The organism is Streptomyces pluripotens, assembly GCF_000802245.2.
Classification (GTDB): Bacteria; Actinomycetota; Actinomycetes; order Streptomycetales; family Streptomycetaceae; genus Streptomyces; species Streptomyces pluripotens.
Map to the genome: position 1 here is coordinate 1220579 of NZ_CP021080.1, position 13655 is coordinate 1234233.

14 protein-coding genes are annotated in these 13655 nt (G+C 71.2%); 5 read left to right on the forward strand and 9 right to left on the reverse strand.

Annotated features, from left to right (window positions below):
- Positions 1 to 20 precede the first annotated feature (20 nt).
- Positions 21 to 623, forward strand: coding sequence for a hypothetical protein (locus LK06_RS05315; RefSeq protein WP_039651738.1), 603 nt, complete (start codon positions 21 to 23; stop codon positions 621 to 623).
- 101 nt (positions 624 to 724) lie between these two features.
- On the opposite strand, the gene soxR is transcribed toward LK06_RS05315, so the two are convergent.
- Entirely contained in the window at positions 725 to 1186 is a 462-nt protein-coding gene (gene soxR / locus LK06_RS05320; protein WP_039651737.1) for a redox-sensitive transcriptional activator SoxR, read from the reverse strand.
- A gap of 105 nt (positions 1187 to 1291) precedes the next feature.
- Here soxR and LK06_RS05325 point away from each other — a divergent pair, with 105 nt between their 5' ends.
- Positions 1292 to 1753, forward strand: coding sequence for a MaoC family dehydratase (locus LK06_RS05325; protein WP_039651735.1), 462 nt, complete (start codon positions 1292 to 1294; stop codon positions 1751 to 1753).
- A gap of 22 nt (positions 1754 to 1775) precedes the next feature.
- On the opposite strand, the gene LK06_RS05330 is transcribed toward LK06_RS05325, so the two are convergent.
- The 3 genes from LK06_RS05330 to LK06_RS05340 form a co-directional block, all read right to left on the reverse strand.
- The gene (locus tag LK06_RS05330) at positions 1776 to 2399 is read right to left on the reverse strand and encodes a TetR/AcrR family transcriptional regulator (protein ID WP_043433209.1); all 624 of its coding nucleotides are present in this window, start codon (positions 2397 to 2399) and stop codon (positions 1776 to 1778) included.
- Positions 2400 to 2764: 365 nt separating this feature from the next.
- The gene (locus LK06_RS05335; protein WP_039651783.1) at positions 2765 to 3055 is read right to left on the reverse strand and encodes a YiaA/YiaB family inner membrane protein; all 291 of its coding nucleotides are present in this window, start codon (positions 3053 to 3055) and stop codon (positions 2765 to 2767) included.
- Between the two features lie 60 nt (positions 3056 to 3115).
- A complete protein-coding gene (locus LK06_RS05340; protein ID WP_043433241.1) occupies positions 3116 to 4267 on the reverse strand; it encodes an acyl-CoA dehydrogenase family protein in 1152 nt (383 codons plus the stop codon).
- A gap of 124 nt (positions 4268 to 4391) precedes the next feature.
- On the opposite strand from LK06_RS05340, the gene LK06_RS05345 reads away from it, so the two are divergent.
- From LK06_RS05345 to LK06_RS05355, 3 genes are all read left to right on the forward strand, one after another.
- Positions 4392 to 5033, forward strand: coding sequence for a TetR/AcrR family transcriptional regulator (locus tag LK06_RS05345; RefSeq protein ID WP_039651779.1), 642 nt, complete (start codon positions 4392 to 4394; stop codon positions 5031 to 5033).
- Between the two features lie 55 nt (positions 5034 to 5088).
- On the forward strand, positions 5089 to 5802 hold the full coding sequence (locus LK06_RS05350) for an ArsR/SmtB family transcription factor (protein ID WP_039651732.1): 714 nt from the start codon (positions 5089 to 5091) through the stop codon (positions 5800 to 5802).
- A gap of 218 nt (positions 5803 to 6020) precedes the next feature.
- Entirely contained in the window at positions 6021 to 6947 is a 927-nt protein-coding gene (locus tag LK06_RS05355; protein ID WP_039651731.1) for a DMT family transporter, read from the forward strand.
- Positions 6948 to 6961: 14 nt separating this feature from the next.
- Here LK06_RS05355 and LK06_RS05360 read toward each other — a convergent pair whose 3' ends face one another.
- The 5 genes from LK06_RS05360 to LK06_RS05380 form a co-directional block, all read right to left on the reverse strand.
- Positions 6962 to 8044 (reverse strand): Zn-dependent alcohol dehydrogenase, encoded by a 1083-nt coding sequence (locus tag LK06_RS05360; protein WP_039651729.1) that lies wholly within the window; start codon positions 8042 to 8044, stop codon positions 6962 to 6964.
- Positions 8045 to 8059: 15 nt separating this feature from the next.
- Complete coding sequence (locus LK06_RS05365; protein WP_039651728.1) at positions 8060 to 9448, reverse strand: aldehyde dehydrogenase family protein; 1389 nt, start codon at positions 9446 to 9448, stop codon at positions 8060 to 8062.
- 403 nt (positions 9449 to 9851) lie between these two features.
- Positions 9852 to 12089, reverse strand: coding sequence for a molybdopterin-dependent oxidoreductase (locus LK06_RS05370; protein WP_039651727.1), 2238 nt, complete (start codon positions 12087 to 12089; stop codon positions 9852 to 9854).
- Between the two features lie 155 nt (positions 12090 to 12244).
- Entirely contained in the window at positions 12245 to 12907 is a 663-nt protein-coding gene (locus LK06_RS05375; protein WP_039651726.1) for a TetR/AcrR family transcriptional regulator, read from the reverse strand.
- A gap of 64 nt (positions 12908 to 12971) precedes the next feature.
- Entirely contained in the window at positions 12972 to 13538 is a 567-nt protein-coding gene (locus LK06_RS05380; protein WP_052269869.1) for a hypothetical protein, read from the reverse strand.
- Positions 13539 to 13655: the final 117 nt, after the last annotated feature.

A 13655-nucleotide genomic window follows, 5' to 3' on the forward strand; every position in this document is an offset into this window, starting at 1 on the left:
TGTGACGGAGGTGCAGGGCGATGGCCGGTTTCCGGAGTCTGGCGAGACAGGTACGCGATCCGGGCTGTGATCTGGCACTGCGGCGGTACTCACTGCGCAAGTGCCTGGAGAAGTTCGCCCCTTACGGGCATCGGGCGACCTGGGACCACCTGTGTTCCCGGGCGGGGTTCGACCGCGAGGACCGCTCCCCCGATCCGGTGCGGCTCGTGGCCGCACTGGAGGAACTGGAGGAGGGCCGCGTCGTCTGGCTCGGCTACGAAGGGGAGTTCACCGCGCGCCGGAGGAAGGAGAAGCACAACGGGCTGCGCCGGCCGGGCAGCATCGACGACTGGCACCGGCTGACGTGGGGCGGATTCGGGGTCGCCTGGTGCGACGACCCGCGGGTCCACCCGGACGAGCCGCTGGCCGAGGTGCTGCGCAGACTGATCGCCGCCCTGGAGCGGGAACCGGGCTCCTCCTGCCCGGTGTGCGCGGGAGTGCACCTGGTGTGGCGGTACGGACTGGACCACGAGCCGTCGTCCGGGCCCGTCTGTGCGGACTGCGGCATCCTGGTGCCACGGCCCGTGCTCACCCCGCAGGCACTCCAGTACGCCAGGCGGGAACAGCTCTTGATGTCGGCCTGACCGATTTCGCCGAGCGGCTGGACAGGGACACGCAAGGACAGGACCGAGTACGCGTACGGGCGCGACCGGATGGCCAGGGCCGCACCAGGCACGAGCAGCAACTACGCGCGGCCCTCGGCCAGCAGCCGGGACCCCGTCAGCCGTTCACCGAAGACGTCGTCCGGATTGGACAGGACGCAGTTCTCCAGGGACAGGCAGCCGCAGCCGATGCAGTCGGTGAGGTGGTCACGCAGCCGGTTCAGCTGGCTGATCCGCTCGTCCAGCTCGGAGCGCCACTTCTCCGACAGCCGTGTCCAGTCCCTGCGGGTCGGAGTGCGCTCCTCGGGCAGTTCGGCCAGCGCGTCACGGATCGTGGCCAGCGGGATGCCGACCCGCTGGGCCGCACGGACGAAAGCGACCCGGCGCAGGGTGTCACGGCTGTACCGGCGCTGGTTGCCGGACGTGCGGCGACTACGGATCAGCCCCTTGGACTCGTAGAAGTGCAGGGCGGAGACGGCCGCGCCACTGCGTGCGGACAACTGGCCGACGGTCAGCTCGTGGACCTTCTCTGGAATCTGGGGCACTCCGCAGACACTACCCACCCGACCAACCCCGACATCCGTTGACATTGCCTCCCCACCCGACCATGCTAAGCAGTTGCTTAGAGAAGCGAGCGAGAGGCCAGGAGCATGGCAGAACCGAGGACGTTCACCTCCGCCGACGAGCTGAAAGCAGCCGTGGGCGAGCAACTGGGCCACACCGACTGGCTGGAGGTCGACCAGAAGCGGATCGATCTGTTCGCCGACGCCACCGGGGACCACCAGTGGATCCACGTGGACCCGGAGAAGGCCGCGACGGGCCCCTTCAAGACCACCATCGCCCACGGCTACCTCACACTGTCCCTGTTGCCGCTCTTCGGCCCGCAGCTCATCCGGGTCGAGGGCGTGAAGATGGGCGTCAACTACGGAACGAACAAGGTCCGCTTCCCCTCCCCCGTACCCGTGGACTCCCGGCTGCGCGCCACCGGGAAGATCACCGGCGTCGACGACGTCACCGGCGGTGTCCAGGTGACGGTCGCCTTCACCGTGGAGCGCGAGGGCGGCGACAAGCCGGTGTGCGTGGCGGAGTCGGTGTCCCGGTACTACCTCTGAGGCCACTGGGGATGGTCGGGGCCTACTCCGCCCCGACCATCCGCAGCACCAGGTCGGCGTAGAGCGCGCCGACCTCCTCGGGAGTGCGCGGGCCGTGCACGTTGAACCAGCGGGCCACATCGATGCACAGCGACAGCACGGCGAGCGTGGTGCCCTTGACGTCGATGACGTCGAACTCGCCCGCGGCCACCCCGTCCTCGATGATCCCGCGCACCTCGGCGTCGACCTGGTGGCGCAGCGCGACGATCTCGGCACGGGCCTCGGGGCCGAGGGCGTCGAGTTCGTACTGGACGACCCGCGCGGTGGTGCGCCGCCCGGCGTGCCAGCGGACGAAGGAGCTGACGGCGTCGGCCAGCCGCTCCTTGGCGCTGCTCTCACGGCGGGCCGCGGTGCGCAGGATGTCGAGGGCCTTGTCGTGGCCGATCCGGCTGATCCGGTGGAGCAGCTCTTCCTTGGTCTTGTAGTGGATGTAGAGCGCAGCCGGGCTCATCCCGGCACGGCCCGCGATGTCGCGGGTCGTCGTCGCGTGGTAACCGCGCTCGGCGAAGGCCTCCACGGCGGCGACGAGCAGCCGCCGGGCCGCGTCAGGGGTGACCTGCTCCCACGGCTCCGCTTCGCCGCCGGTCGTCTCCTCCGCCGTACTCATCGCTTGTTGGCCCCTCTCGATGACAGGAACACCACCATACCGCCGACGGTGAGCGGGCGCTTAGAGGTCGCTTTCACCCGAGGCTTCACCCTGGGATGTCGTTCATGTTCCAGGGGTGCCCGATCCCGTCAGGGATACCACAGCCAGGCCTGCAGGACTCGGCACACGCGGTGCGGTGGGAGGGGCGGGGGTTCGTAGAATGACCTGGCCCAACGCCCTCCCGGGACCAGGGCGCACCGATGGGGCCCGGGCCACGGCCGCCTTCGTCCCGGACCGGCCCTGCACCACACCGGCCCGGGAGCGACTTGACCACGTCAACGGCGCCCGACCGGACGTTCGACGGGGCAGCCCTTCACCGACCTTCCTCACGACAGTTTCTCGAACGGGTCGTGCGCGGCGAGCAGCTTTTCCAGGCGCGCCTGGTCGACGCGGCTGACGATCTGCCCGGCCTCCTGGCGGTCACGGATCACCTTGGCCAGGGTGAAGGCGGAGGTGACGAGGTAGAGGACGGCGATCGCCAGGAAGGCCCGCACCCAGGCGTCGGCGTCGAGCCGGAAGACGCCGATGGCGGTGGCCGCCAGGGAGACCGCGAAGGAGGCGACGGCCTGGCCGTAGAAGGCGACCGTGCTCTGCTGTTTGACCGGTGTGTCACTCATGGGCAACAGCATCGGCGGACGTGACCCGTGCCCCATCCGCCGAGGTACTCAGGCGAGTACTCAGAACGCCGAGACCCCGGTCAGAGAACGCCCGATGAGTAGCTTCTGGATCTGGCTGGTGCCCTCGTACAGGGTCATCACACGGGCGTCGCGCAGGAGTTTGCCGACCGGATACTCGTCGATGTAGCCGTACCCCCCGAAGACCTGGAGGGCGTTGTTGGCGGCACGGACCGCCGCCTCGGAGGCGAACAACTTGGCCTTGGAGGACTCGACGGCGAACGCCTCCCCGCGGTCGACGAGATCGGCCACCCGCCAGGTCAGCAGCCGGGCCGCGTCGACGTCGACCGCGATGTCGCTGATCAGCTCCTGTACCAACTGGTGGCGGGCGATGGGCCCGCCGAACTGCTCCCGCTCACCGGCATACTGCACGGCCGCGTCCAGTGCGGCCTGGGCGATGCCGACGCATCCCGCGGCCACCGACATGCGCCCCTTGGCGAGCGCGGACATGGCCGCGGAGAAACCCTTGCCCTCCTCGCCCAGCATCGCCGAGGCGGGTATCCGCACGTCCTCCAGGACGAGTTCGGCGGTGGCCTGGCCGCGCAGGCCCAACTTGCCGTGGACGGTGCGGCGGGTCAGGCCAGGCGTGTCGGCGGGGACGAGGAAGGCGGTCACGCCCTTGTGGCCGGGGGCGTCCGTGGAGCGAGCGAAGAGCAGGACGACGTCCGCCCAGGTGCCGTTGGTGATGAACATCTTGGTGCCGTTGACCACGTAGTCGTCACCGTCGCGGACGGCACGGGTGGTGAGACTGCCCGCATCGGATCCGGTGCCGGGCTCGGTCAGGCCGAAGCAGCCGACGTACTCTCCGGCGGTCAGCCCCGGCAACCAGCGCCGCTTGTGCTCCTCACTCCCCCAGACGGCGATCGTCTTGGCGACGAGCCCGAGGGAGACGGAGACGATCCCGCGGACGGAGGAGTCCCCACGCCCCAGCTCCTCCGTCACCAGGCAGTAGGTGAGGTGGTCGCCGCCGGAGCCGCCGTACTCCTCGTCGATGGTCAAACCGAGGAAACCGACCTCACCGAGCTTCTTCACGATCCCCCGGTCGACCTCCTCCTGGCGGTCCCAGGTGACCGCGTGCGGTGCGATCTCGCGCACCACGAAGTCCCGGGCGAGTTGCCGCACGGCCGCCTGTTCCTCGCTGAGCCCCAGGTTCACCACGAGATCACCCCACATCGAACGGACACACCGGCGGACACACCTACGAGCGCATCGACGATCTCGAAAACCGCCCCTTAAATTAGCACTGCTAGTTTCTGGTTGCAGCCCTACTATGTGCGCCATGGCCAGACCGCGCAAGCCCCTCCTCAGCACCGACCGGATCGTCGAAACGGCCCGTGGCCTGGTGGACCGGGAGGGCCTCGCGGCCGTCTCCACCCGCCGACTCGCCGCTGAACTGGGGGTGAGCGGACCTTCGCTGTACAACCACTTCCGCACCAAGGACGAGATCCTGGAGGCGGTCGCCGACTCCGTGAGCGCGCTGGTGGACCTGTCGATGTTCGAGGACGGCCGGGAATGGCGGACCGCGCTGCACGACTGGGCCGTCTCCTACCGGGCCGCCCTGCGGGACCATCCGAACATCGTCCCGGTACTCGCCCGCGGCCCGGGCCGCCGTCCCGCCGCCCTGCGCCTGGCCGACGCGGTCTACGGCGCGATGGTCGAGGCAGGCTGGCCACCTGCGCAGGCGACCTCCATCGGCGCGCTGATGCGGTACTTCATCATGGGCTCCGCGCTCGGTTCGTTCGCCCGCGGCTTCGTGGACGACGCCAGCGCCTACGACCCCGCCGACTACCCCCACCTCGGCCAGGCCCACCTGCTCGCCGAGCAACAAGAGAAGATCGACGAACGGGCCTTCGCGACGGGACTGACGGCACTGCTGGACGGACTGGCCCAGCAGTATGAGCAGGTACGACAGAGCGCATAGCGCCGCCGCGGACCTTTCGGCCGGGACCGAAGCGTCGGTACCGCATGCTGGCTCCATGACCACCAAGGACTCCCGGGCGGCCGGCCTCGCCTCGTTCGCCGCGCTGGTCGCCGACGACACACGGGCCGCGTGCCTGCTGGCGCTGCTGGACGGGCGGGCCTGGACCGCCGGTGAGCTGGCCCGGCACGCCGGGGTCGCCGCGTCCACGCTCAGCGAGCACCTGAGCAGGCTCGTCGCGGGCGGACTACTGACGGAGGAACGCCAGGGACGGCACCGGTACGTCCGGCTGGCCGACGCCCGCGCGGCACAGCTCGTGGAGGGTCTCGCGGCGCAGTTGCCCCCGACAGCACTGCCGCACCAGCCGCGCACGCTACGGGAGTCGAGCGCCGGATCGGCCATGGTCCGCGGGCGTACCTGCTACGACCACCTGGCCGGACGGCTCGGCACCGCGATCACGGACGCGCTGACCGAGCGGGGGTTCCTGCGGCAGGACACCGGATTCGCCCTGACGGACTCGGGACTGGACTGGTTCGGCTCAGCGGGAATCGTCCTTGACCGCACGGGTCGCCGCCCGCTCGCCCGTGCCTGTCTCGACTGGACCGAGCGGCGTCCCCATCTCGCCGGGGCCGCCGGGGCCGCGCTGTGTCGGCATGCGCTGGAGGCGGGCTGGTGCGTGCGGATCGGAACCGAGCGGGCGGTGAGGGTGACGCCGGCCGGCGAGCTGGCACTGTCCTCGATGCTCGGCGTCCCATCCGGTGCCCTGCACTGAACTCCGGGCGTGGGGAACGCGGGTTTCCGCGTTTGCGGGACGCGGGTTCCCGCGGCCAGCTGAGCACGGGTCGCCCGCGACAACGCCGGTTCCCCTCGTCCCCGGTTCCTCACCTCCTCGGTACCGCACCGCCCGGGCGTGCAAGCCGTCACCGCACCGGATGGCCATCCGGCATCCGCCGACCGGGACCACCGTCCCACTCCCACCTCAGGAGCACGATGAACACCACTCTTGGCCGTCCCCGTCTGCCCGCCACCGCAGCGGCCGTCGTCACGGTCGTGCTGTGGGCCTCCGCCTTCGTGGCGATCCGGAGCGCGGGACGGGCGTACTCGCCCGGAGCGCTGGCACTCGGCCGTCTGGCGTCGGGCGCCCTCACCCTGGTGGTCATCTGGGCCGTCCGCCGGGAAGGGCTGCCGCCCCGGGCCGCCTGGCGCGGCATACTGCAGTCCGGGCTGCTGTGGTTCGGGCTCTACATGGCCATCCTGAACTGGGGCGAGCGGCAGGTGGACGCGGGGACCGCGGCGCTGGTCGTGAACGTCGGTCCGCTGCTGATCGCCCTGCTGGGCGCCCGGTTGCTCGGTGACTCGACACCGCCGAGGCTACTGGCTGGGATGACGGTGTCCTTCGCGGGCGCGGTGATCGTGGGGCTGTCGATGTCGGACGGGGGCCGGTCCTCGGTGCTCGGTGTGGTGCTGTGTCTGCTGGCAGCCCTCGCCTACGCCTGCGGGGTGGTGGCGCAGAAGCCCGCCCTGGCACGGGCCAGTGCCCTGCAGGTGACGACGTTCGGATGCCTGACCGGCGCCGTGGCCTGTCTGCCGTTCGCCGGACAACTCGCCGAAGAGAGCGTGCGCGCCCCCGTGCCGGCGACCCTCGACATGGTGTACCTCGGCGTGTTCCCGACCGCCCTGGCATTCACCACCTGGGCCTATGCGCTCGCCCGGACCACCGCGAGCCGGATGGGCGCCACGACCTACGCCGTGCCTGCCCTGGTGGTGCTGATGTCGTGGCTGGCGCTCGGCGAGGTTCCGGGGGTGCTCACGCTCGTGGGCGGGGTGTTGTGTCTGGCGGGCGTGGCGGTGTCGCGGTCCCAAAGGCGCGCCGGTCGGCCCGTCCGGGTCGCGACGGGCCGACCACGGCCCGAATAGGGCCGGGAGCAGGGTCAGAACACGACCAGCGCACGGCCGCCCTTGCCCGCGAGCATGTTCTCGAAGGCGGCCGGGATGCCCTCTAGGGCGATCCGCTCGGTGACCAGCGCGGAGAGGTCCAGCCGGCCCTCGCGCACATGTGCGGCGAGTACCGGCAGGTCGCGGGCGGGGTCGGTGTTGCCGTACACGCAGCCGGACAGGGTGCGGCCCCAGTGGAAGATCTCCAGGGCGTTGAAGGTGACCTGCTGGTCCTTTCCACCGATGCCGACGACGGTCGTGCGACCGCCCCGGCGGGTGGAGTCCCAGGAAGCCCGGATGGAGACGGCGCGGCCCACACACTCCACGGACACGTCGACGCCCTGTTGGCCGGTGAGGGCGCGGATCTCACGCGGAGTGTTCTCGGTGGCGAGGAGGTAGTCGGTGGCGCCGGCCGCGCGGGCCAGCTCCTCCTTGCCGGGCGAGACGTCGACGGCGATGACGCGGGAGGCGCCCGCGATGCGGGCCGCCTGGAGTGCGGCGAGGCCGACTCCGCCGACACCGAACACGGCAACCGTTTCGCCGGGCCTGACCTTCGCCGAGTGGTGGACAGCCCCGTAGCCGGTGAGGACCGCACAACCGAGGAGGGCGGCGTCAGCGAGCGGGACACCATCGGGCAGGGGCAGCACACAGGACGCGGCGACGACGGTCTCCTCGGCGAACGCGGCGACGTTCAGACCGGGATGGAGGTCGACGCCATCGGTGGTGCGGGCGTAGACGTCGGCTGCACCGTTCAGGGCGTTGGCGCACAACCAGACCTCGCCGAGCACGCACGTGTGGCAGGTACCGCAGGAAGGGGCCCAGTTGAGTACGACGGGGGTACCGGGGGAGACATGGGTGACGCCCTCCCCTACGGCGACGACCGTACCGGCACCCTCGTGACCGAGGACGGCCGGCACCGGCACTCGCATGGTTCCGTTGGACAGGGACAGGTCGGAATGGCAGACGCCGGCGGCGGCGAGCCGGATCCGGACCTGTCCGGGGCCCGGATCGGGCAGCTCGATGCCGGTGATCTCCAAAGGCGCACCGACGGCGGGCAGGACAGCGGCTCGTACGGCCATGGCTTTCGAACTTCCTCAGAACTGGAGGGACTTGGTCTGCAGGTACTCGGCGAGCCCGTGCGCGCCGAGTTCCCGGCCGACTCCGGACTGCTTGTAACCGCCGAAGGGGGCGAGCGGGTTGAACCGCCCCCCGTTGATGTCCACCTGACCGGTGTCCATGCGGCGGGCAAAGGCCACCGCCTCCGCTTCTTCCCCGGCCCACACAGCGCCGGCCAGGCCGTACACCGTGCCGTTGGCGATGCGCAGGGCCTCCTCCTCGTCCTGGTAGCGGAGGAGGGAGAGGACCGGGCCGAAGATCTCCTCCTGGGCGATGGTCATGCCAGGGGTGACATCGGCGAAGACGGTGGGGCTGACGAAGTAGCCCCTCGGCCGCGGCGGCTGGGGGCCGCCGGCGACCAGCCGGGCACCCTCGGCGATGCCCTTCTCGATGTAGCCACGCACCCGGGCCTGCTGTTTGGCGCTGACCACCGGGCCGATGCGCTCACCGTATTTGGCGGCGGCACCCGCAGCCAGCTCCACGGCCTCGTCGTACTGGTCCCGGTGGACCAGCATGCGGGTCCAGGCGCTGCACGTCTGGCCGGAGTTGGACATCACGTTGGCCACGCCGACGTTGACCGCCTGGGCGAGGTCGGCGCTGGGCAGGATGACGTTCGCGGACTTCCCGCCCAGTTCCAGGGCCACCTTCTTGACCGCCCCGCCGGCCACCGCGCCGATCTGCTTGCCCACTGCCGTGGAGCCGGTGAAGGAGACGAGGTCCACGCCGGGATGCTCGGCCAGGGCCTGCCCGGCGACCGGACCGAAACCAGTGACCAGGTTGAACACGCCGGCCGGTACACCCGCCTCGTACACCGCCTCGGCGAACAACTGGGCGGTGAGCGGGGTGTTCTCGGCGGGCTTGAGGACGACCGTGCAGCCCGCGGCGAGAGCCGGAGCAACCTTGGCGACGATCTGGTGGAGGGGGTAGTTCCAAGGGGTGATCGCCCCGACCACGCCGATCGGCTCGTGCAGCACGGTGGAGTTGCCGACCCTCTCCTGAAAGGAATGGGTTGCGGCCAGCTCGGCGTAGGAACCCGCCACCGCGATCGGCACGGCCACGTGCACGGCTTGTGAGAACGCAAGGGGCGAACCGAGTTCGGTGGTGACCGTCTCCGCGATCTCGTCCTTGCGGGCCACGAGGACGTCCCGGAGCGCGGTGAGGCACGCGGCACGCTCGGCCGGCGCGGTGGCGGCCCAGGCGGCGAGGGCGGAGCGGGCCGCACGGACGGCGGTGTCGACGTCCAGGGCGCCGCCCGCAGGGACCCGGGCGACGATCTGCTCGTCGGCCGGATTCACGACCTCGATCTCGTCCCTGCCCTCGGCCGGCCGCCAGGCGCCGTCGATGTACAGGCCGTCGTGTGCCTTCATGCTGCTTCCTCCCGGCGGGTCGAGGTCGTCCGGCACACAAACTAGCGGCGTTAGTTTTTGGGCGCCAGAGGTACCCGGACATCATCGCCAAGGCGGAGGTCGCTCACTCCTCCGGGTCGGACGGCCGGCCGAAAACGGGGCAACGGACGAGTTCCACGAGGGGCGGGCCCGTGTGCCGCCGTGCACCCGGATGGCTGGGGTGGCGTGTTCGGCCCATTCACCGACCCCGCGCATGGCGGCCCGGTCCGCTCGCGCACCGGGGCCCGGACGCCGCCGGGGGTGCCGCGCCGCGACCGGAAGGCCCGTGCGGCCGGGATTCAACGGGTGCCCGCCGTGTCGCCTGCTTCCCGGACGCCGGCGGGGGGAACGGGCACCGCGCGCCCCTGGATGTCGCCCTTCCGGCTCAGCCGGTCGGGTGTGCGGTCACCTCGACGGGTACGCCGTTGAGGACCGCGTTGCCCGACAGGGGGTCGAGCAGGCTGCCGTCGAGGAGCTGGTTGACGTTGACGCCGGGTGTGGCCGAGGCGTGGCCCAGCCGGGTGCCGGGGCGGTTGTGGCCCCAGCCGTGCGGCAGGCTCACCACTCCGGGACGGACCCCGTCGGTGACCTCGGCGGGAGCCACCACCTCTCCCCCGGCACCCTTGACACACACCTCAGTCCCGTTCCGCACACCGAGACGGGCCGCGTCCTCGGGGTGGATGTGCAGGGTGCAGCGGTTGCTGCCGCCGGTGAGGGCGGGCACATTGTGCATCCAGCTGTTGTTGGAGCGCAGATGACGGCGGCCGACGAGGACGAGCCCCTCGGGCCTCTCGTGCAAGGCCCGGCGGAGCCTGGGCAGGTCGCCGGCGATCGGCTCGGGCAGCAGCTCGATCTTGCCGCTTCGTGTCCGGAGCGGCTGCGGCAGGCGGGGGCGGAGCGGGCCGAGGTCGATGCCGTGCGGGTGGGCGAGCAGTTTGGCCAGGGTCAGCCCCTCGGCATGCATGCCGAAGCCGTCGCCGTAGGGACCGAGGCGCAGCATCATGTCGAGCCGCCGCTCGGGGCCGTTGTCTCCGGTGAGCTGGTCGGCGAGACGCCGGGGGTCACGGCCGTGCACCGGTGAGTGCTCATCCCGGACGGCCTTGCCCAGAGTCTGCTCGATGACCATCGCGTCCACCGCCGTCGGGTCGGTGCCGTGCATGCCACCGGCGGCCAGGACCAGCCGGGCGAGTATCTCGCTCTCGGCCATGCGCCCGGGCTCCAACGGAACGGCAGGGCGGGTGTAGCGGACCTGGTTGCGTACGGCCAGGGCGTTGAAGGCGAAGTCGTGGTGCGGGCTCTGGGAAGGCGGGGGCGGGGGGAGGACGACGTGGGCGTGACGCGAGGTCTCATTGAGGTACGGATCGACGCTGACCATGAACTCCAGGGAGTCAAGGGCCTTGTCGAGGCGGTTGCCATCGGGTGCGGACAGCACCGGGTTCGCCGCGACGACGATCAGCGCGCGCACCGGTTCGCCCTCCTCGGTCGCGGTGTCGATCTCCTCGGCAAGCGCCGACAAAGGAAGCTCGCCCTTGGCCTCCGGGTGCTGCCGGACCCGGGAGTGCCAGCGGCCGAGCGCGAAGCCGCGGCCGGGTCCGGCCGGCCGGGGCGTCTTGTCGGTGGCGGCTCGGGGGAAGAGGGCGCCGCCGGGCCGGTCGAGGTTGCCGGTGAGGATGTTGAGGACGTCGACCAGCCAGCTGGCCAAGGTGCCGTGCGGAACGGTGCAGCTGCCGATGCGGGCGTAGACGGCGGCGGTGGGCGCGGCGGCGAGTTCGCGGGCCAGGGTACGGATGACACCGGCGTCGACATCGCAGGCCGCGGCCACGGCTTCCGGGGTGAAGTCCTCGGTCGCGGCCCGCAGTTCCGCAACGCCCTGGACGTACGGGGCCAGGGCCTGGGGATCGGCCAGGTCCTCCTCGAACAGCGTGGTCACCATCGCCGCCAGCAGCAGGGCATCGGTGCCGGGCCGGATCGCGAGGTGCCGGTCGGAGAGCCGCGCCGTGCGGGTCCGGCGGGGGTCCACGACGATGAGCCGTCCGCCGCGGGCCTTGAGCGCCTTCAGCTTGCCGGGGAAGTCCGGGGCGGTGCACAGACTTCCGTTGGACTCCAGAGGGTTGGCACCGATCAGGAGCAGATGGGCGGTGTGGTCGAGGTCCGGCACCGGGATGGCGTTCGCGTCGCCGAACAGGAGCCCGCTGGAGACGTGCTTGGGCATCTGGTCGACCGTGGAGGCGGTGAACAGGCTGCGGGTACCCAGGGTGCCCAGCAGGACCGGCGGGTACAGGGCACCGGCCACGGTGTGCACGTTGGGGTTGCCGAGGACCACGCCGACGGAGTTCGGGCCATGCCGCTGTGCGACCGGGCGCAGGCCGGCGGCGACGGCGTCGAAGGCCTCCTCCCAAGTGGCCTCGCGCAGGGTGCCGTTCTCCCGGACGAGCGGGGTGCGCAGCCGGTCGGGGTCACTGTCCACGGCGCCGAAGGAGGCCCCCTTGGGACAGATGAACCCCTTGCTGAAGACGTCCTCGCCGTCACCTCGGGCACCGGTGACCCGGGGGCCCTCGATGGTGAGGGTCAGCCCGCAGGTGGCCTCGCACAGGGGGCAGATTCGCAGGGCGGTGCGGGACACGGGTCCTCCCGGAGGATCGGCGGCGGTGTCGGACGGATGCGCAAGGAGCATACCGACCGGTAGGCATGGAAGGGAGACCCCGGATCGATGACGTCGGTTTCCGGTGCAACCGAGCAATCAGGTGGGCCCGGGACCCCCCGAGGCCCGGCCGGCACTCAGTCGAGCACGCGCCCCAAGTACGCCCGCAGCAGTTCCCGCGTCTCGTCGATGATCGCCTCGTCCCCTTCCGGGTGCGTCCGGAAGGCCAGCTGGACCAGGGTGTCAGCGGCCTCCACGGCGACCAGGAAGACCCGGCGCAGGTCCGCGTCGGGGACGCGGCCGAGGTAGCCCGAGAGCAGGTCGGTGAGCCGGCCGGCGACCTTGATGTTGGGCTCGCCCTGACGGGCGCCAACCGGGATCTGATTGCCGAAGTCGATCAGGGAGAAACCGGGCGCGGTGCGTTTCATGGCCAGGTATTCGTCCAGGACGGCGTCCATGGCGACCCGCCAGTCTCCCCGGCGGGGGGACCTCCCGGATCCGCCCCTCCGGGAGGTCCCCCCCTCGCGGGCCTCCGCAAGGCGCCGGGTGACCCGTTCGGTGTACCGTTCCAGGTTGCGCTGGGCGAGGGCGTCGACCATCTCCCGCTTGTTGCCGAAGAACCGGTAGACCGAGCCGATGGGCACACCGGCCCGCAGGGCGACCGTACGGGTACTCAGGTCGTCGTAGCCGACCTCGTCGAGGAGTTCGGCGCACGCGTCGAGGATCCTGGTCAGCCGTTCGGCACTGCGCCGCTGGACGGGCGCACGGCGGAGCGATGTCGCATGGGGCACGGACTTCATGATGCCTCTCCGCCGGGGTCCGGTGAACAGCGCCCCTCAGTACGGAGGAAAGTGGCCGCTGCACTCATTCACCGGCGACTGCGGTCGTGGTTCCGGCCGATGGCCGGCCGGTGTCCGCCCGCGCGTCCGACACCGTGATGTCGGCGGTGCTCTCGACCGGCTTGCCGTGCACGGCCCACACGGTGGCGTCGTCGGCGTACAGCCGGGCGGTGACATGGTGGGTGCCGCGGGACACGAGACGGTCGGGCAGGTGGTAGCGCTGCGTGCGCAGGCGGGCGATCTGGCGACCGTCGACGAAGAGGAGGGCGAACCCGCGACCGGTGGCCGCGACCGGCTGCGCGCCGGGCGCGGAGCAGCGGAAGCGGCGGAAGGCCAGCCGGACGTCCCAGCCGCCGGTGGAACCCGGGGACACCTCCACGGCGACCTCGGGCGCGTTCTCCCTGGCGACCTCACGCAGGTGCCGGCCGGTGTCGTCGGTACCGTCCAGGACCTTGCCCGCCGGCGAAGGCGAGGGCGCACCGCCGCGCCGGCCGTGCGCCTCACCGCCCCCGCAGCCCGCCGCCGCGAGGGGGAGCAGGACACAGGCCGCCAGGGCGACGAGAGACCTGCGCGGCCATGACATCCACGACATGCTCCGGAGATTAGGACAACGCACCGGCGGCCGGATCCCCCTGAAGGCTGGTTCTTTCCGTCCCCCGGGAGGAGTACGCGGGATCCCCTTGCGTCCACCCCTCCGGATTCCTACGGT

Bases quoted from the DNA above. Each gene is read 5' to 3' on its own strand.
- LK06_RS05315 (WP_039651738.1), top strand. From the start codon at position 21: ATGGCCGGTTTCCGGAGTCTGGCGAGACAGGTACGCGATCCGGGCTGT.
- LK06_RS05325 (WP_039651735.1), top strand. From the start codon at position 1,292: ATGGCAGAACCGAGGACGTTCACCTCCGCCGACGAGCTGAAAGCAGCC.
- LK06_RS05330 (WP_043433209.1), bottom strand. From the start codon at position 2,399: ATGAGTACGGCGGAGGAGACGACCGGCGGCGAAGCGGAGCCGTGGGAG.
- LK06_RS05335 (WP_039651783.1), bottom strand. From the start codon at position 3,055: ATGAGTGACACACCGGTCAAACAGCAGAGCACGGTCGCCTTCTACGGC.
- LK06_RS05345 (WP_039651779.1), top strand. From the start codon at position 4,392: ATGGCCAGACCGCGCAAGCCCCTCCTCAGCACCGACCGGATCGTCGAA.
- LK06_RS05350 (WP_039651732.1), top strand. From the start codon at position 5,089: ATGACCACCAAGGACTCCCGGGCGGCCGGCCTCGCCTCGTTCGCCGCG.
- LK06_RS05355 (WP_039651731.1), top strand. From the start codon at position 6,021: ATGAACACCACTCTTGGCCGTCCCCGTCTGCCCGCCACCGCAGCGGCC.
- LK06_RS05360 (WP_039651729.1), bottom strand. From the start codon at position 8,044: ATGGCCGTACGAGCCGCTGTCCTGCCCGCCGTCGGTGCGCCTTTGGAG.
- LK06_RS05365 (WP_039651728.1), bottom strand. From the start codon at position 9,448: ATGAAGGCACACGACGGCCTGTACATCGACGGCGCCTGGCGGCCGGCC.
- LK06_RS05375 (WP_039651726.1), bottom strand. From the start codon at position 12,907: ATGAAGTCCGTGCCCCATGCGACATCGCTCCGCCGTGCGCCCGTCCAG.
- LK06_RS05380 (WP_052269869.1), bottom strand. From the start codon at position 13,538: ATGTCGTGGATGTCATGGCCGCGCAGGTCTCTCGTCGCCCTGGCGGCC.